The organism is Mycobacterium sp. NGS16, assembly GCF_059813225.1.
In genome coordinates this window covers 196,016-221,010 of sequence record NZ_JCALEE010000006.1, presented here as the reverse complement: position 1 = coordinate 221,010, position 24,995 = coordinate 196,016, and the positions used below count along the sequence as shown (strand labels likewise).

The following is a 24,995-nucleotide window of genomic DNA, read 5'->3' as shown; positions in this document are numbered from 1 at the left end:
GGCCACCAGCGCAGTGCGGCGGCGGCCCCTCGGCTCAGGCCGATTTCTGGAACAGCGGCAGCAGCGCCTGACGACGCTGGTCGTTGCCGTCGGCGAGCGCGTGCAGCGCCTGCTCGACCGAGCGCGCCGTCGGGAACTTCGCGTCCTCGTCGAAGTCACCGAGGAGTTCGGCCACCGCCGGGCCCTCGATCAGCGTCCAGTCCACGCCGGCGGCGCGGCAGTCCCCGTCGAGGACGCACAGCAGCCAGATCCCGGCGGCAGCGAACGACGTCACCCCGCTCAAGTCGAGGAGCAGCGGTTCCTTCGCAAGTACGAAGCGCCGCGCCTGCTCACTGAGCTGGTCGACGTTGGTGGCATCGATCCGGCCCCGGATCGTGATCACCGTCGCGAGGTGACGGGAGTGTGCCCGGATCTGCGCGCCACCGCACTGGACGGTGGGGTTGCCCTGCTGACCGATCCGCGCCGTGCCCCGAGTGGTGATCGTGATAGCCATGCCAGCCCCCGCTTCCGCTTGTCTGAGCAGTGCCGGCAGGTGGCCGGCCTCGACATTTCCCGACGTTAGGCGGCGAAGTTAAGGCGCCTCGGGCGCCCGATTAACGCTTTCGTGAGATATCGAAGGGCTCCGTCGCTCCACTGAACGCGCTGATCCGCCCGTCGCGCCCCCGGGCATCGCCGTGGTAGCGCAGTCGGTAGCGCCCGGCCGCGGCGTCGGCGGGCACCGTCCAGGTCACGGTGACGGTCGACCCACGGCCGCCGGCACGGCGCCAACGGAACATCGTCGACCAGTCGCCGTCGTCGGCGACGGTGCACCATCCGTCGGCGGTCTCCCGCTCAACCCGCAGGTAGGTGCCACCGCGGTGCAGGTCGTTGTTCGGGTAGGCGCCGGCGAACACCGCCGTCACCGTGGCCCCCGGCTGGTAGTGGGACCGCGGCGGTTGCACGACGTCCCCGAAGCGGTGACCGGCGGCCGGTTCATCCGGGCGCACCCGGCGGCGTGACCGCCGGGTGCGAGGCGGCGCGGTGGGGGCTGTGCCGACCGGTGCCGGTCGCTGCTCCCGCATCGCGGTGGCCAATCCGGCCACCACCTGTTGCAGCGCCGCCAGCTCCCAGCGCCCGAACATGGTGCTGCCGCCCTCGTAGCGCTGCTCCTCGTACTCCTCCGGTGTGGTCACGTAGTGCAGGTAACCGTTGCTGTAGCCGGCCACCAGTACATCGCGCAGCTCGGCGCCCACGATGGCGGCCACCGTGCGGCGCAACCGCAGCCCCGCCACAATGGTCACCTCGGCGGGGATGCCGATCAGATACAGCTGCCCGATGCGCAGCAGTTGGACCGGGCCACCGTTGGGCATCAGCGTCAGGGCCTTGTTCAGCCGGCTGCCCGGCCCGATCGCCCCCTTGGGGGCGTGCGCGTCGCGCAGGCGCGGAGAGCGCCGGTAGACGGTGTTGGCGACCAGCGCATCGATGATGCGGTTGCGGCCCTGCCTGGTCAGCGGGTGCAGCGGGCCGGGTCCCTCGTCGGTGCCGGCCAGCGCCGCCGCGCCGGCCAGCGCGGGGCCGGTGCGATGGGTTCGGCCGTCGCCGGTGAATTCCGGTGCGACCTCGAAATCCGACAGGTCCACATAGGTGGCCCGCGCGTCGAGGCCGCCGGTGACCTCGACGCCGTGCCCGGTCGTCAGGTCGGTGGCCGCGTCGGCTTGGCGGGCTCCGATGATCCGGGTGTTCTCGAACTCGTCCTCGGTGGGGCCGCTGCCGGGGCGGTGGTTGAGATTGGGCGACATATCGCCGGCGTTGGTCTGGGCGAAGGCCGCGACGAATTCCGGCGGTTCGGGCGCCAGGTAGTCGACGCCGCGGTCGAGGCGCTCCACCTGGTAGGCGGCGTAGCCCTTGTTGTCGCCACTGATCAAGGTGTTGCGGTTGGTCATGGAAGTGCCGTGGGTGGCGAACCAGTTCACCGCGCCGACCAGCCGGCCGTTGCGCTCGATGCGCAGCAGCGTGGTCTGCGGGTCGATGGCGTCGGGAAAATAGGCCCGGTCGGCCGCCGGGTTGCGGGCGAACGCCGAGGGTGAGCGGTTGCTGCTGGCGTCGTGGAGTCGGCCGACGGCAAGGCTCAAGGTGGCGGGGGAGAGGTCGGCGTGCGCGCGGTCGACGGCTTCGCAGATGCCGTCGACGATCGCGGTGAAGGTCTGCGGCCGGAACCCACCGGTGTTGGAGTTGTACAGCCGGTGATCGCCGTAACCGCCTGGGCCGCAATGGGTGTGCGTCGCCGTCAGCATCACGTTACTGAACGTGTACAGCTCGCCGTAGCCGGCGGCGAGGCGCCCGAGTACCTCGTGGTGCACGCTCTCCAGCAGCAGCGGCAGTTCGCAGACGACCAGGAGCAGACGAGCGCCGGTGGTGGCGTCGACGAACACGAAGGCCCGCGCGCGCAGCCGGTTGTGCAGGCCGGACGTTTGCTGGGAGGCCACGCCGTAGCCGAGCATTCCGCACTCGGCCGGCTCGCCGGTGATGTCGGCGATCCCGCGACCCACCCGGTAGTCGTCTGGCATCGGTTCAGTATTCCCAACCGGCGGCAAATTCCCGGCAGGCGCACCCGGCCGGCAACTTCACCGCGGACGGTCCCGCTGCTAGTCTTCGATGGCTGCCGGCCACCGGTTGCGGCTGCCGATCGTCGGAATGCCCCGGCGGGCCCGCGCCCAAGCAGTCGCGACAGCAGAGCCCACCGGCGGAAGAGTGTTGTGCGCAGCGGAGAGATCAAAGCCCTCACCGGGCTTCGCATCATCGCCGCGGTCTGGGTGGTGCTCTTTCATTTCCGGCCGCTGCTGCGGCTGGCGTCGCCTGCGGTCAGCGATGCGCTCGCGCCGGTGCTCGACCGCGGCGCCCAGGGCGTCGACCTGTTCTTCATCCTCAGCGGATTCGTGCTGACCTGGAACTATCTGGAACGGATGGGGGAGTCGTTCTCGGCGCGGGCGACCCTGCATTTCCTGTGGTTGCGGCTGGCCCGGGTGTGGCCGATCTACCTGGTCACGCTGCACCTGGCGCTGTTGTGGGTGATCTTCACCCTGCACGTCGGCCATGTGCCCACCGAAGACCTCAGCCGGCTGACCGCGACCAGCTATGTGCGCCAGGTCCTGCTCGTGCAGTTGTGGTTCGAGCCGTTCTTCGACGGGTCGAGCTGGGACGGGCCGGCCTGGTCCATCAGCGCCGAGTGGCTGGCCTACCTGCTGTTCGGCGGGTTGGTCCTGGTGGTCTACCGGATGATGCGGGCGACGTCGGCGCGGGGCCTGGCCGCGCTGGCGGTCATCGCTTCGCTGCCGCCGCTGTTGTTGTTGCTGGCCACCGGCCAGTTCTACACCCCGTGGAGCTGGCTGCCGCGCATCGTCATGCAGTTCACCGCGGGAGCGCTGGCCTGCGCGGCGGTGCGCAAGCTCGCGCCGAGCGCCCGGGCCCGCCGCGCCGCCGGATACGGCTCCGCGTTGCTCATCGCCGCGACCGTCGGCATCCTGTACTACTTCGATGCGCACCCGATCTCCGGGCTCTACGACAGCGGCGGATTGGTCGACGTGCTGTTCGTGCCGCTGGTGATGGCCCTGGCGGTCGGTACCGGCAGCCTGCCTGCGCTGCTGTCCACTCGGTTGATGGTGTACGGCGGCCAGATCTCGTTCTGCCTGTACATGGTCCACGAGCTGGTGCACACGGCCTGGAACTGGGCCGCAATACAATTCGAGATCGTGTTGGACGAGGGAGCGACCGCGGCCAAGTGGACGGTGTGCGGGCTGTTGGCGACGGCGACGGCGTTGTCGGTGCTGCTGTTCCACGGCGTCGAGGAACCGGGTCGGCGCTGGATGCGCAGGATGATCGGTGCCCGGCCCGAAACGGCGCAGGTGACGCCGTCGGAGGACCCGCTGGCCGCCGCACCGGTCGATGAGATCCTCGATGAGCGCACCGCGGCGGTCCCGGTCAGTGTGTCCTGACACGCTGACCCCGGCCGGCGTGCGCGTGGGTGATCGGGGAGGTGGGCTGTGAGCCGGGTGATGACGTTTGCGGCTTCGCTGCTGACGGTCGTCGTCGCCGTCGTGGTGGGAACCGGGTATCTGGCCCGCGACCACGATTCGACGCGCCACTACGAGACGACGCCGCTGAGCGCCTCGCCGACCCGGATCGCCGTCGTTGGCGATTCCTACACCTCCGGGTATGAAGACACCGGTCGCGGTGCGGCGAACTGGACCGAGCGGGCGTGGCAGATCCTGGCCGGCCGCGGGATCTACGTCAGCGCCGACGTGGGGGCGGAGGGCGGCGCCGGGTACGCCGTGCGCGGCAACCAGGGCGGTCTGTTCGGGGATCTGACGGCACGGGTGGTGCAACCCGACGACGCACTGGTGGTGTTCTTCGGCTCGCGCAACGACCAGGACGTCGAACCGGGGGAGCTGAGCCGGTTGGTTGCCGACACCCTGGCGCTGGCCCGGCGGACCACCCCGGCGGCCCGGATGCTGGTGATTGGGCCGCCGTGGCCCACCGCTGAGGTACCCGGCAACGTATGGCGGATCCGCGACATCCTGAGCTCCGAGGCCCGCGTGGTCGGCGCGGAGTTCGTCGACCCGCTGGCCGAACGCTGGTTCGTCGGCCGTCCGGATCTGATCGGTCCCGACGGTGTGCATCCCACCGACGCCGGACACGCCTACATGGCCGACAAGATCGTGCCGCTGATCGCCGGCCAGTTGCCCAAGCGGACCTGACACAACCGCCCGGATCCTTACGATCCAGGGATGGGTGCGATGCGGGTGTTGGTCACCGGGGGAACCGGATTCGTCGGCGGCTGGACTGCCAAGGCGATCAGTGACGCCGGGCATGCCGTGCGGTTTCTGGTTCGCAACCCGGCCGGCTTGCACACCAGCGTCGAACGCCTGGGCGTCGACGTCTCGGATCACGTCGTCGGTGACATCACCGATGCGGGGTCGGTCCGGCGCGCGCTGGACGGCTGCGACGCCGTCGTGCACGCGGCTGCGCTGGTCGCCACCGATCCGCGCCAGAACGAACAGATGATGGCGACCAATTCCGTGGGCGCCCGCAACGTGCTCGGCGGCGCGATCGAGGTGGGTCTGGATCCGATCATCCACGTCTCGAGCTTCACCGCGCTGTTCCGCCCCGGCCTGCGCACCCTGAGCGCCGACCTGCCGGTCGCCGGCGGGACCGACGGCTACGGCCGGTCCAAGGCCCGTGAGGAACGCTATGTGCGCGGCCTTCAGGACGACGGCGCCCCGGTCACCATCACCTACCCCGGCATGGTGCTGGGTCCGCCGGTCGGCGACCGGTTCGGTGAGGCCGGCGAAGGCGTGCGGGCCGCGTTGCAGATGCGCCTGATTCCGGGTCGCAGCGCAGCCTGGCTGGTCGTCGACGTCCGCGACCTGGCGGCGGTGCACGTGGCGCTGCTCGAGCCCGGCCGCGGTCCGCGCCGGTACATGGCCGGTGGCCACCGGGTGCCGCCGCAGCGGTTGGCAGGACTACTCGGTGCGGTCTCCGGTGCGCCCCTGTTCGCCGTGCCGGTGCCCGACGTCGCATTGCGCTGGGCCGGGCGGCTGCTGGATCAGGCCGGGCGGGTGCTGCCGATCACCACCCCGATCACCGAGGCGGGCATGCAGTACTACACCCAGATGCCGGCCTCCGATGATTCGCCGGCCGAACGGGAGCTGGGGGTGGTGTTCCGTGATCCGCGGGAGACGCTGGCCGATACGGTAGCGGCGATCCGCGGTTGATCGCCTCACCCGGAAGCGGTGGTACGGAACCTGTCTCGGTAGGCCTTCGGTGAAATGCCGAGGTGGTTGGCGAACACCCGCCGCAGCGTCTCGGTGCTGCCGAAACCTGCCAGCCGCGCCGTCTCGGCGACGCTGTGGCCGGCATCGAGAGCGCCCCGCGCGATGTCGATCCGGACGGACTCGACATAGCGCGCCGGGGTGGTGCCCAGCTCGGCGCGAAACAGGCGCGTTAGCTGACGGGTACTCAACGAGGCTTGTGCGGCAAGAGCTTTCACGCTGTGCGGGGCCCCGGGATCGGCAGCGATCGAATCGAGAACGCCCCGTAGCGCCGAGCCCGCCGGAGGATCGGCCTCCATGAGGACGGAGAACTGCGATTGGCCACCGGCCCGTTTGAGGTAGACCACCAGGGTGCGGGCGACCTCACGGGCCAGCTCGGTGGCGTAATCCTGCTCGACCAGGGCCAGCGCCAGGTCGATCCCCGACGACACTCCCGCCGAGGTGAAGAGGTCGCCGTCGCGGACGAAGATGGCATCCGGTTCGACGTCGATGTCGGGGAACGCGCGGGCCAGCCGCCCGGCGTGGCGCCAGTGGGTGGTCGCGCGACGGCCGCTGAGCAGCCCGGCCCGGGCCAGGATGAACGCGCCGGTGCACACCGACGCCAGTCGCCGGGTGCGCGGTGCGATCAATTTCAGCGCGTCCACCAGGTCCGGATCGATCGGCCGCCCGACCAATTCGTCGCCGCCTGCGACCATCACCGTGTCAGCGCAATCGAGTGAGGAGATTCGGGTGCTGACGGTGAGCGGTATACCGACCGAGGTCCGCACCGTCTGACCGTCGACCGACGCGACCGTCAGCCGGTAGTCGGCGCCGAATCGGTTGGCTTCGGCGAATACTTCGGCGGGACCGGCGACGTCCAACAGTTTCACGCCGTCGAAGACGACGAGCAGCACCGTCTTGCTCACTGAACCGCCCTCATACCTGTGGCATTCGTTTGCCTAGTTTGCGCTCGGGTTAGCCGTTCGGTCGGGGGTCCGGTCGCGAGCAAGTGCCTCCAACACACCAATACCCGACACCGCACCGTCCGCGCATCGTCGGCCTCCACTCGACGGAGATCAGTCTGCTGCGATCGTGCGCTGGCCGCGATGGTCATTTCCGCCATGCATGCCACAGGATGCGACGTGTTTCCCGGTGGCGCGGGTCGTCATGACGCATTCCTTTCACCGGCCGTCCTGGTAGGCGGGTGTTCCCAGCACTTGCCTCCGGTAGTCGCTCGGAGTGGTCGCGTGTCGACGTCGCATCACCGTGGCGAGGTGTTGGGAACTGGCGAAGCCGCACCGGTGCGCGATCTCGGTGACGCTCAGCGACGAGGTCGCGAGCAGTTCACACGCCCGCACAAACCGGCGGTTCATCAACCAGCGGCGCGGCGGCTCGCCGGTGGCGTCTCGAAAGAGTGTGGTGAGGCGCGCCACCGACAGGCATACTGACGCAGCGATCTCGCCGAGATCAAGCTCCTCGGCGAGGTGCGACTCGAGGTATTCGATGGTCCGCCGGAGACGCCAATCGTGGTAGCCGGCACCGATCGTCGGCGACTGGGTTCGGGAGCCGGAGACGCTGGAATGCCGGCGCAGCAGACCAGTCACCAGCTGTTGGCCCAGGGCATCCAACATCATCCGGGAAATCTTGTCGCTGCATGACATTTCACGGAGGATCTGCCGAAAGACGAATTCTACGAACGGATCGTGGGAGCACATCGGATCGACGAGGGTGACTGTCTGGCCGACGGCCAGCAAACCGCTGTCGACGGCCAGCCGCTCAACCATGGCGTGCCGTACGTAGACATGCAGATAGGTGAACGGCTGCACCGAGGTGAACAGTGCACGCGGCTGCTCCCCGGCTACGACCATGTTCATGTGAAACGGTGGATGCAGGCGGCTCCATTTCAGCCGGCCGTTGCCGAAGTAGGTGTGGTGGTGGTGCCCGGTGATCGGCATCGCGATGACGTCGGTGTATCTGTCTGCGCTGCAGCACAGTTCGTAGTACGGCCGGTCCCGGAACCGCCAGATCGCCGCCGATAACGACCCGTCCGGTGTGGCGAGGCGGCTTTCCGGGGCAAAGCCCAATCGGTGCGCGATCGAATCAGGTATCGATATCGGCGGTGCCGTCACTCCAGCAGTGTCCGCTTCGATTCCGTCCACGCACTGGTGTCGATGCGACATCTTTCCCACAACAGCCGACATCGCCAGCGGGCGCTGGCGGCCGCCTCGACGCAGGCACGCGTCTGGTGTACATGCCGCTCGTCACAGACACGCCTCGGCACCCCCGGTTTTGGTAAGACCACGGGGGCGGTCACGGCGCTCGGTGCCGCGCCGACGTAATCACGGTCAGCAGAGGAGAAGTCATGCAGTTGTTCTGTCACCCCGGCGCAGCCGCCGGGGGGCCCGCGGCCCGGATCCGGTTGGGTGTCGCCGCGGGCGCCGCGGCCGCTGGCGCGAGCGTCGTCGTCGGTGCGCTACCCGCGCCCGAGCCGGACATGGCACAGATTCGCCGAGAGGTAGCACTGACCGCCGGCCGATTCGACGTCACCGACCCGGTCCCGGTTGTTCCCAGCGCGACCGGAGCTGACGCGTTCACGATCGGCGGCTTCACCTTCGACCCGGTCGTCGGCGACGACGAGGGTTTCGCCCTCATCCACCCGCTCACCAGCGCTCCGCCCCTGTTGACCTTGGGCGGCGGAGTCGTATTCGGCGGCCCCATGGCCGCCCAGGAGTTCGAAGTGTTTGACCCCTCCGACGGCACCGACCTCGGCAGGATCGACACCAGCGCGGTCGTGACGAACCTGGCAGGCTTCACCAATACCCAATTCACCGTCACCGGCGCGCCCTCCGCGACCGATGTGGCTCTCCCGACGGTGGGATCGGTCTACGACGTGTTCAATTTTGGTGCCGGCTACGCGAACGTCTACACCGCGACCCCGGGTGCCGACGACGGTCCGGACACCGTCACCGACACCTTCGTGACGCCGTTCGGGAACATCGATCTGACTCCGCTGTTCGGCGGTATCGACGCTGCCGCGCTGCTGCAGCCCGGCGACGCCTTCGCCGCGCTGGAAGCCGGAGCAGCCGGCGGGGGCGAGGATGCCTTCGCGATCGGCGGGTTCACCCTGGACCCGTTCACCAACACCGGCGGCTCCACTGTGGAGGGCTTCGCCCCGGTCGTACCCCTGACTGGCGCCGCGCCGTTCCTGAACATCGGGGGCGGTTCGATCGAAGATGTCACCAGCGGCGGAATCGTCCTGGCTCCCCAGAGCTTCGACGTCTACAGCGGTTCCGGCGATGCGGCCACGCAGATCGGCACCATCGACACTGCCGTGCACGTGAGCAATCTGTTGGGGCTGACCAACACCCAGCTGATGGTCGTCGACGCCACCTCGGCCGACGGGGGCAGCACTGACGCTCTGCCGGTGGTGGGGACCGTGTACGATGCTTTCAATTTCGGCGGTGGCTTCGCGAACGTCTACACCGCCACGCCGGGGGCCGACGGTGTCGTTACCGACACCTTCATCACCCCGTTCGGGAGCATGGACTTGAGCTCATTGTTCGGTGGTATCAACGTGGCAGACACGCTCAACCCGGGTGATGCGTTCACAGGCTTCGCCGATACGGCGATCGGCAAAGCTGCTTTCAGCATCGGCGACACCACGTTCGACCCGTTCACCGGGTCGGGGGACGACGCGACCGAGGGCTTCGCTCCGGTCTTTCAGACGATCGGTGTCCCGCCGCTGCTCAACATCGGCGGCGGTACTGCCACCCTGCCCGGCACCTCTGTCCTGCTAACACTGGCCGAGCAGGACTTCCACGTCTACGACGGGACCGCCGCCGATGCCGAGCAACTCGGCAGTGTGCACACCCAGGAGACCGTGACGCAGCTGCTGGGCCTGACCAACACCGCGTTCACCGTCGACGCTGTCACCGCCGCCGCCGGCGTGGACACCGCGGATCTCCCCGCGATCGGCTCGGTGTACGACGTGTTCAATCTCGGCGGCGGTTTCGCCAACGTCTACACCGCAATCCCCGGCCTAGACGGTGCCGAGGGCACCGTTACCGACATCCTCGTGACACCGTTGGGGAACGTGGACCTCAGTGCACTGTTCGGCGGCTTCGACGCCTCCTCGCTGATGGACCCGGGGGACGCGTTCCTCGGCCTGGATCTCTAGGCGGCCCAGTCAGACACGGCCCAGGCGGTGCAGCGACCGCCTGGGCGCGTGTGGTCTTCATTGCCGCCCAGGCGGGCACATCGACGTCGCATTCTGTGGGAACTGCGGCACATCCGCCATGACTGGATCGCCGGCTGGGTGACCAGAATCGGATCGAAGCGTGTTGTTGAGAGGAGACCAGATGCCCGCGAACAGGCCGGATCGACGAGTGTTGATCACCGGCGCGTCCAAGGGAATCGGGCGGGCGGTCGCGGACCGCCTTGCCGCCCGTGGGGTTCAACCGATCGGCATCGCCCGCACCGCCCCGGAGAACTTCCCGGGGCCGTTCTATCCGGTGGACCTGGCCGACCGCGCGGCCACTGCGACGACCCTGGCGGCCATCGTCGCCGACGGCCCCGTCGATGCGGTGGTCAACAACGTGGGGTTCGCGCACTTCGGCCGGATCGGGTCGGTCGATCTGGACCATCTGCTCGACACCTACGACCTCAACGTGCGCACCGCCGTTCAGGTCGTGCAGGCCGTCTTGCCGGGGATGCGTGCCGCTGGATGGGGGCGCATCGTCAACGTCACCAGCTTGACCACCTTGGGCACCCCGGAGCGCACACCGTACGCGTCAGCGAAGGCTGCGCTGGAAACCTGCACCCGGATCTGGGCAGCTGAACTCGCCGAGACGGGTATCACCGTCAACGCGGTAGCGCCCGGGCCTACCGAGACCGAGATGTACCGGGAGCGCAGCCCGATCGGGTCAGAACGGGAAAGACTTTTCCTGCAGAGCATTCCGATGCACCGCGTCGGCACGCCGCCGGAGATCGCCCATGCGATCTGCTTTCTGCTGGACGAGGACGCCGGCTACATCACCGGCCAGATTGTCCGGGTGGACGGCGGCGGAAGCCTCGCCGGGTAAACAACAGTCGCCGAATCGAAAGGAGCCGGACCAATGACCGCAGTACTGGAAACCATCGCCGGGATCGCGATCCCCGACACCCCGCTGGTGCGGGAGGTCACCGACTACATCCGCGACGCCGAGAACGATCTGCTGTTTCACCACTCTCGTAGGGTGTTCTTCTTCGGTGCGCTACAAGGCCTCCGACGAGGATTGACCCCCGATCTGGAACTGCTCTACGTCGGGGCGATGTTTCACGATCTGGGCCTGACCGAGCGCTACCGCGCCTCCGCCCTGCGCTTCGAGGTCGACGGCGCCAACGCCGCCCGCGACTTCCTGCTGGAGCGCGGCGCCGACGAAGCCGATGCCCGCAAGGTCTGGTTGGCCATCGCGTTGCACACCACCCCGGGCGTCCCGGAGTTCCTCGATCCGGAGATCGCCCTGGTCACCGCCGGGGTGGAGACCGATGTGCTCGGCATCGGCCGCGACGACCTGTCGTCAGACCTGCGTGACGCGGTGACCGCCGCGCATCCGCGTCCCGACTTCAAACGCCGCATCCTGCACGCGTTCACCGACGGCTTCCGACACCGCCCGGACAGCACGTTCGGCACGGTCAACGCCGATGTGCTCGCACACTACGACCCGACCTTCGTCCGGGGCGATTTCGTCGAGACCATCCTGAGCAACAGCTGGCCCGAGTAACCGGCTCGGGGGCGGATGCGTTCAGTCCTCCTTGCGGATCAGCTTGCCCAGCGCCACCCGGTCGGAGGCCAGCAGTTCGTCGATGCGCGGCTGGTTCACGTCGGCGACGATAATCTCACCGACCTCCTGGTGGACGCTGCTGAAGATGCCGTGCGCCTTCATCTTCTCGGTCTGGTACAAGTTGTCCTGGGTGGGCGTGACATAGTGCACCGCAGCGGCTTTGAACCGGTTGACCAGCCACAGGTGGATCAGCGTCATCAACCGCTTCTGGCGGAACTTCTCGGCGAACGTGTTCTGGTCGCGCACCGTCAGGATGCTCCGGCCGTGCCGGTCCTTGATCGGGTCGACGATCACATTGGCAAGCTTCTCCTCGTCGTCGCCGTAGATACCGAGTTCGAGGACGTCGGATCCGGGACGGGTCGGGCGCAGCTGCACGCGTAGCTTGTCGGTGAGCTGATAGTGCTCAGCCCACAACGCCAGCCATTCCTCCAGCAGCTTCTTGGGTACCTCGGTCTGCACCAGGTGCTGATGCTGGGTGGAACCGGCGCCCATCGCCTTGGTGGTGGCGGTGCGCCCGGACGAGGCGGCCAGCGCGGCGTCGCTGCGTGGTCCGCCGACCAGGGTCTGCGGGGTGCGGTAGGGCGACTCGACCAACCGCATCTTGCGCTGCAGCCGGGCCAGCGCCAGCATGCCGTCCTGCAGCAGGGTGGCCGCAAATTCCTCGGAGGCCACGCCGTCGACCTGGTGCCCGCCGTAGGTGATGAAGTTGAAGACGAACCCCATCTTGCCGAGCTCGGCCGGGAAGGCCCGCATCTGTTCGTCAGTCATGCCGGTGGTGTCCCAGTTGAACGACGGCGACAGGTTGTACGCCAGCATCTGGTCGGGGTACACCGCGTGGATCGCCTCGGCGAACTGGCGGGCATCGTCAAGGTCTGCGGTCTTGGTCTCCATCCACAGCAGGTCGGCGAACGGTGCCGCGGCCAGCGATTTGGCGATCGCATAGGGGATACCGCCGCGCACCTGGTAGTAGCCTTCCGGTGTCTTGGCCCGCTCGCAGTCCCAGCCCGGGTCGGCGTTGAGCTCGGCGGCCTTCTCTCGGGCGGTGTAAAACGGGGCCCGCTCGGCGAATTCACGCCACTGCGCGGCGGTCATGTCGCGGGGCTCGCCTTCACCCTCGGCGAACTCGAGCATCTCGGCGACGGCTTCGCCGTACGTCATCAACCCGGCGTCGTTCTGCCAGGCCTCGACGAACTTCGATTCGATCTCGTCGTAGAGTCCATCGACCGACTGCGCCCCGTTGCCGCGCCAGCTCTCGGCTGCCTTGGTGACCAGTGCGGTGATGCCGTTGCGTTCCAGCCAGGCGTCGGCGGCGGCGTACTCGCCTTCGGGCAGGTCATAGAGCAGGTGACCATTGATCTCGGTGATCCCGGAGTTGTACAGCTGCCGGGTCATTGCCAGGAAACACGCCTTGTAGGACGGGATCTTCAAGTTGGTGGTGCCCAGGATGAACGGCTGGTCGCGTTCGTCGGCGCGACTGTCGATCAAGTTGGCCGCCTCGGCGTCGGTGCGTGCCACGATGATGCCGGGCACGCCCATGATGTCCAGCTGGAACCGGGCGGTGTTCAGGCGTTTGATCTGCTCGTCGGACGGCACCAGCACCTTGCCGCCCTGATGTCCGCACTTCTTGGTTCCGGGCCGCTGATCTTCGATGTGGTAGCCCGGAACCCCGGCCTCCACGAATCGCCGGATCAGGTTGCGCACGTGTGGATCACCGCCGTGGCCGGTGTCGGCGTCGGCGATGATGAACGGCCGGTAGTCCACGGCCGGGGTGGCGGCGCGCTGCTCCTCGGTCATCTGCAATCGCAGGTAGTGCTGATTGCGGTCGGCGGTGAGCAGGGCACGCACCAGCCCGGCGGCCTCCTCGGGCACCTGACTGAGCGGGTAACTGGCCAGATCGGGGCCCGGGTCTTCGGTGATGGAGCCCTTGGCTGAAGTCGCCCAGCCGCCCAGATAGATGCCCTCGATCCCCACCCGCTTCATCACCACCGCCTGGCCGGGCGAATAGGGGCCGAAGGAGGTGATGCTCTTCTTCGCGGCGAACAGCTCGCGCAGTCGCGTGTAGAACGCGGTCGCCGCCTCGCGCGCCACGATGTAGTCGGACGGGATGGTGCCGCGCTGCTCGACGACCTGGCGGGCGGAGTACAGCCGGGTGATTCCTTCGAAACGCGGACTGTCGAAGTATTGCTGTGTCGCGACGACGTCGGCCTCGACGTCTGGTTGGGCCGGTGCGCTCGTCGCTTTCGTCTCGATGGTCGTCATGGGAATCGGCTCCTGTTCGCCCGGTTGCTGCGGCGGGTTCGCGCGTGTTACTCCCAAGTATTGTGCCGCCGCTCGCTGAGCGATTGCGCAGTTTTGGCATACATCTTCCGCACGCTGCCGGCGTTGCAACGGAAGTTGGCTGAAGCCGGGGGATTCGGCGGTTTTCGGACTATGGTGAGGAGTTATGACGGGCCGGTCAGACCGTTGGGATACGCCCTGGGGTCAGCCGCCGCAGCACATTGCTTCGGTGGACCACCCGGTCGGTCGCTGGAGCGCGCGGCGGATGAGCCGGCGCTTCGCCGGCGTCGGCGTCCAGATCCCGGCTGCCCGGCTGCGTGAGGTGACGGCCGGCGCACCGCTGGCCTCCGCGGAGTCGATCGACTACATGTTCGCCCTCGCCGCGACCGCCATGCAACGCGAGCAGCGGCTGGCACGCTCCCAGCGCACCCGGCGCCGCCTGGTCCACGCCCTGATCGTGGCCGGGCTGATGCTCGCCGCGCTGAACCTGCTGATCTGCATGGGTTACGTCTTCATCAGCCTGGCGCTGCACGAACCGGTGATGTGAGCCCCCGCCGGCGGAGCTGCGCCGGCTTTCGGGCCCGACGCGAGCTTCGGCCGGGCCTCGATGCGCAGACCCCTCACCCGAGTGCGGTACGGTAACGACCGTCGCAATGACGGAACTCGGGTTCCGTGTCGATGGGCGAGCCCATCATCTCGGCTGAATCGGACCGTCCGGCGTCGGACCGAACAAGACAAGAGGGGGAGGTGCGCACCGGCGTGTATCGAGTGTTGCAGCGGTTCTGGATTCCGCTACTGCTTGTGGTGGTCGTGGCACTGGGCGGCTATGCGATCAGCCGGATCCGCGGGTCCCTGGGCTACCACGGCCCAAATTTGGCGGAAGGTTCGGCGATCACCGAGAACTTCAATCCGAAGCACATCACCTACGAGGTCACCGGCACGGGAGGGACGGTCAACCTGAACTACCTCGACGAGAACGGTCAACCCAATCTCGTCGAAAACGCCCCGCTGCCTTGGTCGTTCACGATCGTGACGACGCTTCCGTCAATGTCGGCCAATATCATGGCGCAAGGCGACCGCAACGTCAGCGGCCTTCGGTGCCGGGTGACGGTCGATGACAAGGTGCGCGATGACCGGGCGAGCAACGACACCGTCAAACCGTTCATCTACTGCTTGGTGAAATCCGTATGAGCGCCCTTCGCACTAATTCGCATCGCCCGTTTCTCGGCCGGATGGTTCGGGTCTTCTCGCTGCCGATCATCTTGTTCTGGGTGTTCGTCGCGGTCGTCCTGGGCACCGTGGTCCCCTCACTGGGCGAGGTCGCGGCGACCCGCTCGGTGCCGATCAGTCCGCTGAACGCGCCGTCGTATCAAGCGATGCTCAATATCGGCAAGGTGTTTCAGCAGTACGATTCGGACTCCACCGCGATGGTCGTGCTGGAAGGCGAGGACAAACTCGGCGACGCCGCGCACAAGTTCTACGATGAGATCATCGCCAAACTCGAGGCCGACCACGAGCACGTCCAGAACGTGCAGGATTTCTGGAGTGACCCGCTGACCGCGGCCGGTTCGCAGAGCGTGGACGGCAAGTCGGCCTACGTGCAGATTTTTCTCAACGGCTCGCAGGGCACCACCGAAAGCCACGAGTCGGTGGCGGCGGTGCGTGACATCGTTGCTTCGGTGACCCCGCCGCCGGGTATCACGGCGCACGTCGCGGGCAATACGGTGCTCAATGCCGACACCAGTGTGGCCGGCCATCAAAGCCTGGCGACGATGGAGCTGGTGTCGGTCGCCATCATCATCGCGATGCTGCTGGCCATCTACCGCTCGGTGGTGACGATGCTGGTGTCGATGGTGGTCATCGGCCTGGGCCTGTTTGCCGCCATGGGCGTTACGGCCGTAGCCGGCAACATGAACATCGTTGGTTTGACCCCGTATGCGGTGAGCATGGTGACCATGCTGTCCCTGGCCGCGATCACGGATTACTTGATCTTCCTCCTCGGCCGATATCACGAAGAGAGGTCGAAAGGCCTCGATGCTGAAGAGGCGTTCTACGTTTCCTACAGCGGTGTCTCGCACGTCATCCTGGGTTCCGGGTTGACCATCGTCGGCGCCTTGATGTGCCTCAGCATGACAACGCTGCCCTACTTCCAGACCATGGGCCCACCCTGCGCGATCGCGGTTTTGGTCATCATCGTCGCGGCACTGACACTGGCCCCCGCGGTACTGGTCGTTGCGTCGAAGTTCGGACTGCTCGACCCCAGGAAGAAGCTCTCGACGCGGAACTGGCGCAAGGTCGGAACCGCCACGGTGCGCTGGCCCGTTCCCATCATCTTGGTGACCAGCGCGGTCGCCGTTATCGGTTTCGTCAGCCTGCTGACCTATGTGCCGCAGTACAACGATCAGAAATTCACCCCGCCCGACATGCCCGCCAACCGGGCCATGGATGTCGCGGACCGCCACTTCTCGCAGGCCCGGATGAACCCCGAACTGTTGATGCTCGAGGCCGATCACGACCTGCGCACGCCCGCGGACATGCTCGTGATCGACAAGGTTGCCAAGAACGTCTTCCGCATGCGCGGCATCGATCGGGTACAGACGATCACCCGGCCGCTGGGCGCACCGATCGAGCACAGCTCCATCCCATTCCTGCTCGGCGCGCAGAATGCCGGCACCCTGCAGGCCGCGAAGTTCAACAACGACAACGCGGCACAGATGCTCGAGCAGGCCGACGAGATGTCCAAGACCGTCGCCAACATGGAACGCATGTACACGATCATGAAGGAGATGACCCAAACCACACATAGCATGGTCGGCAGGACGCAGGAGATGGCGGAGACCACGAACGAATTGCGTGATCATATCGCCGATTTCGACGATTTCTTCCGCCCGCTGCGCAACTACTTCTACTGGGAACCGCACTGCTACGACATCCCGATTTGCCAGGCGCTGCGGTCGATTTTCGACACCATCGACGGGATCGATCAACTCGCCGCGCAGATTGATGGCCTGCTCGTCGACCTGGACCACCTGGATGAGCTGATGCCGCAGCTGTTGCCGGTGCTGCAGCAGACCATCGACTCGATGAAGACGATGCGGGACTTCATGATCGCGACCCACAGCACCATGGCCGGCACCCAGGCCCAGCAGCAGGAACTGGCCAAGGGCGCCACCGAGATCGGCCTGTACTTCGACCAGGCCAAGAACGACGATTTCTTCTATCTGCCGCCGGATGTGTTCGACAATCCGGACTTCCAGCGCGGGATCAAGATGTTCATGTCGCCGGACCACAAGGCGGTCCGGATGATCATCACCCACCAGGGCGACCCGGCGTCGGTACAGGGCATCGCACATGTGCGGGACCTCAAAGACGTCGTCGCGGACGCCCTCAAGGGCACCCCGCTGGCCACCGCGAAGGTTTCGCTCGCCGGTACCGCGTCGCTGTACTCCGATATGCAGGACGGCGTCGCCATCGACTTGATGATCGCTCTTATCGCATCGATGATCCTGATCTTCTCGATCATGCTGATCATCACCCGCAGCATGGTGGCCGCCGTGGTAATCGTGGGAACCGTCGCCGCATCGTTGGGTATCGCGTGTGGCTTGTCGGTCCTGTTCTGGCAGGACATCCTGGGCCTGGGGGTGCAGTGGATCGTGCTCCCGCTGTCGATGGTGATTCTGCTGGCGGTGGGTTCGGACTACAACCTCCTGCTGGTCTCGCGCCTCAAAGAAGAGATCCCCGCCGGGCTCAATACCGGCATCATCCGTGGTGTCGGTGCCACCGGACGCGTCGTCACCGCCGCCGGGTTGGTGTTCGCCTTCACCATGATGGCCATGCTGGTCAGTGATCTGCGGGTGGTCGGCCAACTGGGCATGACGATCGGTATCGGCCTGATCATCGACACGTTGATGGTGCGGGCGTTCATGACCCCATCGATCGCTGCTGTGCTGGGCCGCTGGTTCTGGTGGCCGCTCAACACCTTTAAGATCACCGGGCGGAGCGGTCGTGGACCCGAACCAAAACCGGCGGGCGGCGGAGAAGACACCGCGCCCATTCCGATACCTACCGCATGAAGATCATGGAAACGGACGCGAGATCACAACTGCGCCAACGCACCGACGGTCGGCTCGATCGCTCGCGTGATTCGGCGATCCTCGACGCGGCGCTGGCCGCGTTGACCGAGCACGGTTACAACGGCACGAATATGAACGATGTCGCCACCCGAGCCGGCGTCGGCAAGGCCGCGATATACCGTCGCTGGTCGTCGAAGGCTGCGTTGATCACCGATGCGCTGGTGTACTGGCGGCCGGACCTGACCGACCATGATGCCCCCGACACCGGCAGCCTGGCCGGGGACTTCGACGCGCTCGTGGAGCGTGCGGCACGCAACGAGAGCGAGCGGATCCCCAATGATCTGGTGTTGCGCGTGGCGATGGAGGCGATGCACGATCCTGCGCTCAGCGCAGCACTCGACGACCTGCTATTGCTGAGGGGCCGCCGCGTGGTGACGGCCATTTTGCAACGGGCAACGGCGCGCGGTGAGCTCGCACCCGGCCGGGACTGGTCGCTGATCGCTGACGCCTTGACGGGGATGGGGCTGATGCGCGCGATCAACGGTCAGCGCGTCGACGCGAAGTTCGTCCGCAGCGTCATCGACACGCTGATCCTGCCTGCGGTCTGCGCGGCCAACGCGCGGCCTGGGAAGGACAAGCCATGCGCAGCGGGCCCCTAGACTGCGGGACATGACGGGTCTGGTCCAGATCGAGGAGTGCCTGGACTCCGAGGGCGGCATCGTCTTACCGCCGCACGACACCCTGATCTCGCTGATCGACCGCAACATCGCCCATGTCGGTGACGCGGTGGCCTTTCGCTATCTTGACTACACCGGACCGGACGAGGGCCGCGCCATCGAACTGACCTGGACGCAGTTCGGTCAGCGGCTGCGCGCCATCGGGGCCGGGCTGCAACAGGTCACCGACCGCGGCGACCGGGTGGCGATCCTGGCTCCCCAGGGACTCGACTACGTCGCCGGGTTCTACGCCGCGGTCAAGTGCGGCACCATCGCGGTGCCGCTGTTCGCCCCCGAGTTGCCCGGGCATGCCGAACGCCTCCATACCGCATTGCGCGACTCCACCCCGGCCGTGGTGCTGACCACGGCGGCGGTGCGGCCCATCGTCGAAGAGTTTCTGCGCGGGCTGCCGCGGCCGTTGCAGCCCCGCGTCATCGCCATCGACGAAATCCCCGACTCGGCCGCCGCGGCGTTTCAGCCCGTGGACATCGACGTCGACGATGTGTCGCATCTGCAGTACACCTCCGGCGCCACCCGGCCTCCGGTCGGTGTAGAGGTGACCCACCGAGCGGTGGGAACCAACCTGCTGCAGATGATCCTGTCGATCGACATGCTGGACCGAAACACCCACGGGCTCAGCTGGTTACCGCTCTACCACGATATGGGCCTGTCGATGATCGGGTTTCCCGCCGTTTATGGGGGACACTCGACGCTGATGTCGCCGACCGCGTTCATCCGCCGGCCGCAGCGCTGGATCAACGCCCTGTCGGACGCCTCGCGCCGCGGCCGGGTGGTCACCGCGGCGCCGAACTTCGCCTATGAGCTGACCGCGGCGCGCGGACTGCCCGCACCGGGAGCCGACATCGACTTGGCGCGGGTGGTGATGATCATCGGATCCGAACCGGTGAGCATGTCGGCGATCACGGCGTTCAACGAGGCATTCGCCCCCTATGGGTTACCTCGCACCGCGATCAAGCCGTCCTACGGTATCGCCGAGGCCACGCTGTTCGTGGCAACGATCGACCCCGACGCCGAGGCGAGCGTGCTGTACCTGGGTCGCGAGCAGCTCGGCGCGGGCCGCGCGGTGCCGGTGGCTGCCGACGCCCCGGATGCGGTGGCCCAGGTGTCCTGCGGCCGGGTCGCGCGCAGCCTGTGGGCGGTGATCGTCGACGCCGACGCCGGCCACGAACTGCCCGACGGCCACATCGGCGAGATCTGGCTGCATGGCGACAACGTGACCGCGGGCTACTGGGGTCGGCCGGAGGAGACGCGGCAGGTGTTCGGCGCGCGGCTGCGGCGCCGGTTGGCACAGGGCAGTCACGCCGAGCGAACGCCGAGCGGCGTCACCTGGCTGCGCACCGGCGATCTGGGGTTCTATCTCGACGGCGAGCTCTATGTGACCGGCCGGACGGTGGACTTGATGACGATCGACGGTCGCAGCCACTACCCGCACGATATCGAGGCCACGGTCGCGCAGGCCTCGCCGATGGTGCGCAGCGGCTACGTGGTGACGTTCACCGCCCCGGCCGATGCGGGCGACGGGTTGGTGATCGTCGCCGAGCGTGCCACCGGCACCGGCCGCAAGGACCCGGCACCGGCGATCGCGGCGATCCGCGCGGAGGTGTTGCGGGTGCACGGGTTGACCGCCGCCGATATCCGGTTCGTCCCGGCCGGGGCGATCCCACGCACCACCAGCGGCAAGCTCGGGCGAACCGCCTGCCGCGAGCAGTACCTTTCCGGCGTGCTGAACCTGACGGTCCCGCGCACAGCGGGCGCACAGCGCAGACCTGCCGGGCACCCAAAATAGCTAGATAACCTTCCTAAATCGTCTCGTCGGCCTGGGTGCCGACCAGGACATAAGGGGAGGCAATGGATTTCGGAGCCTTGCCGCCGGAGATCAATTCGGCGCGGATGTACGCCGGGGCCGGGCCGGGTTCGCTGCTGGCCTCCGCGGCGGCTTGGCAGGACTTGGCCGCCGAGCTGCAGTCGGCTGCTGCGTCCTACGGGTCGGTGATCGCGGGTCTGACGGCCGGGTCGTGGGCGGGGCCGACCTCGGTGGCCATGGCGGCAGCGGCCGGCCCATACATCACCTGGCTCAGCGCGACCGGGGCGCAGGCCCAGCAGGCGGCCGCCCAGCTGTCCGCGGCGGTTGGCGCCTATGAAACCGCGTTCGCCGCCACGGTGCCGCCACCGCTCATCGCAGCCAATCGCAGCCTGCAGGCGACGCTGATCGCGACCAATGTGTTGGGGCAGAACAGCGCGGCGATCGCGGCCACCGAAGCCGACTACCTCCAGATGTGGGCCCAGGATGCGGCGGCGATGTACGGCTATGCCGGAGCATCCGCGGTGGCCACCCAAGTCAGCCCGTTCACCTCGCCGCCGCAGACCACCGACCCGTCCGGACAAGCCACCCAGGCCTTTTCGCTGGCGCAATCTGCTGCCGCCACCACGGGGACCGACACTGAAACGTTGATGTCCCAAGGGCCGCAGCTGATCTCGACAACCCCGGCGGCGTTACAGAGTCTGGCGGCACCGGCGACTGAGACACCGTCGGGTGCCTCGACGTCATCGCTGGCCGGCCTCTCCTCGTTGATGATGCCGTTGCGGATGGCGATGATGCCGATGAGCATGCTCATGCGCATGTTGATGACCGGCGCCAACGGCGCCAAGGGGGCCACCGCCGGTCTGGCGGCGGCGCCGGCCGCAGCCGCCGGAACGGCCGGTTCGGTGACGCTGACCGGCTTCACGACCGGGTCGGCGGCGACCGCCGGTGTCGGCCGGGCCGCCTCGATCGGCGCATTGTCAGTGCCCCCGGCGTGGACGGGAATGGGGGTGGCCGCTGGACCGGCGGCCACGGCGTTGCCCGCGACCGGCGTGGCTCCTCCGGTGGGGGCGGGGCCGTCGTCGGCGATCCCGCCAATGGTTCCGTTCGGCAACCTGGCTGCCCGTGGTGGCATCGGCGCCACCGCCACCCAATACGACTTTCGCCCTACCGTGATTCCGCGATCACCGGCGGCCGGGTAGACACCGGCGGGCGTGCGGGAACCGCCCGCGCAAACTCCCGGGGCCACCAGAACCACCGTCCGAGCAACGCCGCAATCGAGGGCGTCAGGAACGCCCGCACGATCAGGGTGTCGAACAACAATCCGAGCCCGATCGTGCTGCCCGCCTGGCCGATCGAGTACAGGTCGCTGGCCGCCATCGACATCATGGTGAACGCGAACACCAGGCCTGCCGCGGTGACCACCGAACCGGTTCCGCCGATGGAGCGGATGATCCCGGTCTTGATCCCGGCCCCGATCTCCTCTTGGAACCGGGACACCAGCAGCAGGTTGTAGTCCGAGCCCACCGCCAGCAGGATGATCACCCCGAACACCGGTGCGATCCAGTTCAGCGGGAGCCCGAAGATGTGCTGCCACACCAGCACCGAGAGCCCGAACGCCGCACTCAGCGACAGCAGCACGGTCCCGACGATCACGGCAGCGGCCACCAGGGCGCGGGTGATCAACAGCATCACGATGAAGATCAACGTCACTGCGGCCACCCCGACGATCAGGATGTCGTAGACGGAGCCGGCCTGGATATCCTTGTACACCGCTGCGGTCCCGGTGAGATAGAACCTCGCGTTTGTCAGTGGCGTGCCCTTCACCGCGTCATGGGCGGCAGCCAGCATCGGTTCGACGAAGGAAATCCCCTTGGGCGTCGCGGGATCCGCGTCGTAGGTCACGATGAACCGTGCTGCCGTGCCGTCCGGGGACACGAAGAGCTCCAGGCCCTTTTGGAAGTCGGGGTTGTCGAACGCCTCCGGGGGAAGATAGAAGTAGTCGTCCGCCTTCGAGGCGTCGAACGCGCGGCCCATCTCGCTGGCCGTGTCGGTCATCCGGGCCATCTGGGTCACCAGCCCGGCGAAACTGCTGTGCATGCTCAGCAGGCTGGCGCGCATGGACTCGGCGACCGCGATCATCGGCGTGAACTGCTCGACGATCTGCGGCATCAGCGCGTCGACGGCGTTGACGTCATCGAGCAGCGGCCGCATCTTCTCGCTGAACTGGTCCATCCCGTCGTAGGCGTCGAACACCGAGCGGACCGCGTGACAGACCGGGATGTTGAAACAATGCTGCTCCCAGTAGAAGTAATTGCGCACCGGCCGCGCGACGTCGTCGAAATCGGCGATGTGGTCCCGGATCTCGTCGACGGTCGAGGTGATGTCGGCCATGTCGGCATGCATCCGGCCGGTGGTGCCGCCCAGCCGGATGACCAGGTCACGAAGGTGGGTCATCGACTCGATCGTGGCGCCCAGATCGTCGCTCATCGTGCGCATGTCGGCGAGCCGATCGGTCATGAACTGCAGATTTTCCTGGATCGGAACCGCTTGCATGCTGATCTGAAACGGTATCGACGTGTGGTCGATGGGACTGCCCAGCGGCCGGGTGATGCTCTGCACCCGCTCCACGCCGCGGGTGCGGAACATGTTCTTGGCGATGCGGTCCAAGATGATCATGTCGGCGGGGTTGCGCAGGTCATGATCGGCTTCGACCATCAGCACGTCGGGATTCATCCGGGCGGCGCTGAAATGCCGTTCCGCCGCGTCATAGCCGACATTGGCCGGCAGGCCGGCGGGGATATAGAACCGGTCGTTGAAGCTGATCCGCATTCCGGGCACCGCGAGCATCCCGACCAGGGTGACCAGCAGGGCGGCCACGAACACCGGGCCGGGCCAGCGGACGTTGGCGGTTCCGATGCGCCGCCAACCACGCCCTTCCACCCGCTTGGGATCGAGCAGCGGAGCGGCGACCGCGACGACGGCCGGGGCGACGGTCAACGCACCGGCGATCACCACCAGCAGACCCAGAGCCGACGGGACGCCGAGCGCTTTGAAGTAGGACAGCCGGGCGAAATGCAGGCACAGGGATGCCCCGGCGATCGTCAGTCCTGAGCCCAAGATGACATGCCAGGTGCCCCGGAACATCGAATACCAGGCCGCCTCGCGGTCCTCCCCGGCGTTGCGGGCTTCGTGGTAGCGGCCGATCAGAAAGATCGCATAGTCGGTGCCGGCTGCGATCGCCAGTGATGACAGCATGGCGACGACGAACGTTGAGAACCCCAGCAGGCCACGGTCGCCCAGCAGTGCGACCAGGCCGCGGGCGGTGCCCATCTCGAAACCGACCATCACCAGTGCCAGCGCCACGGTGGCAGCCGAACGGTAGACGAGCGCGAGCATGATGATGATGACGATGCCGGTGACGCCCATCATCTTGAGCATGGATTTGTCGGCGGCCTCGGTCATGTCGGTGGTCAGCGCGGCCTGGCCGGTGACGTAGGCCTTCACCCCGTCTGGTGGCGGCACCGAGGCGACGATCGTGCGCACCGCGTCGACCGATTCGTTGCCCAGCGTGCTGCCCTGGTCGCCGGCGGTGTTGATCTGCGCGTAGGCGGCACGACCGTCGCTGCTCTGCACGCCGGCGGCGGTGATCGGGTCACCCCACAGATCCGCGATGTGCTGGACGTGTTCGTGGTCCGCCGACAGTTTCGCGACCAGCGTGTCGTAGTAGCGGTGGGCCTCCGGCCCGAGTTCGCTCTGGCCCTCGAGCACCAGCATCACCATGGCATCGGAGTCGAATTCCTCGAACTTCGCGCCGATGTGCTTCGCGGCGATCAGCGACGGCGCGTCGTGCGGGGACATCGTCACCGCGTGGTGGCGCGCCACCGATTCGATCGGCGGCACCAGCACGTTGAGGCCCACAGTCAGCAGCAGCCAGAAGATGATCAGCGGCCAGGCCAGCCGACGGACCAGGCGCATGTACCGCGGGCGACGGCTGTCGTGGGCGCTCATGCGGCTTTGACCAGACAAAAGGCCTGGGCGTGGCGCCCGACGGCGACGTGTTCGTCTTTGATCTCGCCGTTGACGGTGATGCGGCAGCCGATCCGGTCGCCGTCACCTTGAGCGACCACATTGCCGATCATGGCGGGGCTCGTCGTGGTGATGGTGTAGCTCCACGGCAGCCGTGAAAATGTCGCGCGCACCGCCCGGGTCTCTTCGTTGAGGTAGCTGACGCCACCGGTGCTGCCGTCGGGGCCGAAAACTTGGTAGACGACCCGCTTTTCGTTGACCGAGGCGATCGGGGCCGACCCGCTGCTGTCCCAGTGGAAGATCTCGTCGGATCCGAAAGCGCCGCGCAGGTTGATCACCGCCACCGCTCCGGCTAGCGCTGCCAAGGCCATCACCAGTGGCAGCCATGCCCGCTTGGTGATCACGGCTATCACACGCACGGCGCACCTCCGCTTCGATCCCACGTCGATACCATACCCCGTAGGGTATCC

General features: G+C 67.2%; 19 protein-coding genes. 12 read left to right on the top strand and 7 right to left on the bottom strand.

The annotated features are described in order from the left end of the window. Positions 1-34: 34 nt before the first annotated feature. Entirely contained in the window at positions 35-493 is a 459-nt protein-coding gene (locus AC5Y4Q_RS15750; RefSeq protein WP_064923967.1) for an STAS domain-containing protein, read from the bottom strand. Between the two features lie 100 nt (positions 494-593). Further along, a complete protein-coding gene (locus AC5Y4Q_RS15745) occupies positions 594-2,546 on the bottom strand; it encodes a neutral/alkaline non-lysosomal ceramidase N-terminal domain-containing protein (protein WP_064923968.1) in 1,953 nt (650 codons plus the stop codon). A gap of 189 nt (positions 2,547-2,735) precedes the next feature. On the opposite strand from AC5Y4Q_RS15745, the gene AC5Y4Q_RS15740 reads away from it, so the two are divergent. Genes AC5Y4Q_RS15740 through AC5Y4Q_RS15730 form a run of 3 tightly spaced genes read left to right on the top strand, consistent with a single transcriptional unit; the run spans position 2,736 to position 5,750 of the window. Then, the gene (locus AC5Y4Q_RS15740) at positions 2,736-3,971 is read left to right on the top strand and encodes an acyltransferase family protein (RefSeq protein WP_064923969.1); all 1,236 of its coding nucleotides are present in this window, start codon (positions 2,736-2,738) and stop codon (positions 3,969-3,971) included. Between the two features lie 48 nt (positions 3,972-4,019). After that, complete coding sequence (locus AC5Y4Q_RS15735) at positions 4,020-4,733, top strand: Rv0518 family GDSL lipase (protein ID WP_064923970.1); 714 nt, start codon at positions 4,020-4,022, stop codon at positions 4,731-4,733. A 39-nt stretch (positions 4,734-4,772) separates the two neighbouring features. Then, positions 4,773-5,750 carry an NAD-dependent epimerase/dehydratase family protein gene (locus AC5Y4Q_RS15730; protein WP_064923976.1) on the top strand — a complete coding sequence of 326 codons (978 nt, stop codon included), beginning with the start codon at positions 4,773-4,775 and terminating at the stop codon, positions 5,748-5,750. Positions 5,751-5,755: 5 nt separating this feature from the next. Here the strand turns inward: AC5Y4Q_RS15730 and AC5Y4Q_RS15725 are convergent, their stop codons facing one another. Both AC5Y4Q_RS15725 and AC5Y4Q_RS15720 read right to left on the bottom strand, forming a co-directional pair. Next, positions 5,756-6,712: a GlxA family transcriptional regulator gene (locus AC5Y4Q_RS15725; RefSeq protein WP_064923971.1), complete on the bottom strand. Its 957-nt coding sequence runs from the start codon at positions 6,710-6,712 to the stop codon at positions 5,756-5,758. A 255-nt stretch (positions 6,713-6,967) separates the two neighbouring features. Next, positions 6,968-7,915 carry an AraC family transcriptional regulator gene (locus tag AC5Y4Q_RS15720; protein ID WP_064923977.1) on the bottom strand — a complete coding sequence of 316 codons (948 nt, stop codon included), beginning with the start codon at positions 7,913-7,915 and terminating at the stop codon, positions 6,968-6,970. A 233-nt stretch (positions 7,916-8,148) separates the two neighbouring features. Between AC5Y4Q_RS15720 and AC5Y4Q_RS15715 the strand changes: the two genes are divergently transcribed. From AC5Y4Q_RS15715 to AC5Y4Q_RS15705, 3 genes are all read left to right on the top strand, one after another. Beyond that, entirely contained in the window at positions 8,149-9,963 is a 1,815-nt protein-coding gene (locus AC5Y4Q_RS15715) for a hypothetical protein (RefSeq protein WP_065019469.1), read from the top strand. Between the two features lie 181 nt (positions 9,964-10,144). Continuing rightward, the gene (locus AC5Y4Q_RS15710; protein WP_064920601.1) at positions 10,145-10,867 is read left to right on the top strand and encodes an SDR family oxidoreductase; all 723 of its coding nucleotides are present in this window, start codon (positions 10,145-10,147) and stop codon (positions 10,865-10,867) included. A 45-nt stretch (positions 10,868-10,912) separates the two neighbouring features. Continuing rightward, positions 10,913-11,548: an HD domain-containing protein gene (locus AC5Y4Q_RS15705; protein WP_185746563.1), complete on the top strand. Its 636-nt coding sequence runs from the start codon at positions 10,913-10,915 to the stop codon at positions 11,546-11,548. Between the two features lie 21 nt (positions 11,549-11,569). Here AC5Y4Q_RS15705 and aceA read toward each other — a convergent pair whose 3' ends face one another. Beyond that, complete coding sequence (gene aceA / locus AC5Y4Q_RS15700; RefSeq protein WP_064920603.1) at positions 11,570-13,867, bottom strand: isocitrate lyase ICL2; 2,298 nt, start codon at positions 13,865-13,867, stop codon at positions 11,570-11,572. 247 nt (positions 13,868-14,114) lie between these two features. Here aceA and AC5Y4Q_RS15695 point away from each other — a divergent pair, with 247 nt between their 5' ends. From AC5Y4Q_RS15695 to AC5Y4Q_RS15670, 6 genes are all read left to right on the top strand, one after another. Beyond that, positions 14,115-14,432, top strand: a complete 318-nt coding sequence (locus tag AC5Y4Q_RS15695; RefSeq protein WP_234786573.1) for a hypothetical protein — start codon at positions 14,115-14,117, stop codon at positions 14,430-14,432. Between the two features lie 221 nt (positions 14,433-14,653). After that, a complete protein-coding gene (locus AC5Y4Q_RS15690) occupies positions 14,654-15,076 on the top strand; it encodes an MmpS family transport accessory protein (protein ID WP_419179699.1) in 423 nt (140 codons plus the stop codon). After that, positions 15,073-17,958: an MMPL/RND family transporter gene (locus tag AC5Y4Q_RS15685; protein ID WP_064920605.1), complete on the top strand. Its 2,886-nt coding sequence runs from the start codon at positions 15,073-15,075 to the stop codon at positions 17,956-17,958. Before AC5Y4Q_RS15690 ends, AC5Y4Q_RS15685 begins: the two co-directional genes overlap by 4 nt. After that, the gene (locus AC5Y4Q_RS15680) at positions 17,955-18,617 is read left to right on the top strand and encodes a TetR/AcrR family transcriptional regulator (RefSeq protein ID WP_109535587.1); all 663 of its coding nucleotides are present in this window, start codon (positions 17,955-17,957) and stop codon (positions 18,615-18,617) included. Before AC5Y4Q_RS15685 ends, AC5Y4Q_RS15680 begins: the two co-directional genes overlap by 4 nt. 10 nt (positions 18,618-18,627) lie before the next feature. Beyond that, on the top strand, positions 18,628-20,481 hold the full coding sequence (locus AC5Y4Q_RS15675; protein ID WP_064920606.1) for a fatty acyl-AMP ligase: 1,854 nt from the start codon (positions 18,628-18,630) through the stop codon (positions 20,479-20,481). Between the two features lie 62 nt (positions 20,482-20,543). Next, positions 20,544-21,698, top strand: a complete 1,155-nt coding sequence (locus AC5Y4Q_RS15670) for a PPE family protein (RefSeq protein WP_064920607.1) — start codon at positions 20,544-20,546, stop codon at positions 21,696-21,698. Here AC5Y4Q_RS15670 and AC5Y4Q_RS15665 read toward each other — a convergent pair. Next, a complete protein-coding gene (locus AC5Y4Q_RS15665; protein ID WP_064920608.1) occupies positions 21,664-24,507 on the bottom strand; it encodes an MMPL/RND family transporter in 2,844 nt (947 codons plus the stop codon). The genes AC5Y4Q_RS15670 and AC5Y4Q_RS15665 overlap by 35 nt on opposite strands. Beyond that, on the bottom strand, positions 24,504-24,896 hold the full coding sequence (locus AC5Y4Q_RS15660) for an MmpS family transport accessory protein (protein WP_064920709.1): 393 nt from the start codon (positions 24,894-24,896) through the stop codon (positions 24,504-24,506). The genes AC5Y4Q_RS15665 and AC5Y4Q_RS15660 overlap by 4 nt, the downstream gene beginning before the upstream one ends. Positions 24,897-24,995 lie beyond the last annotated feature (99 nt).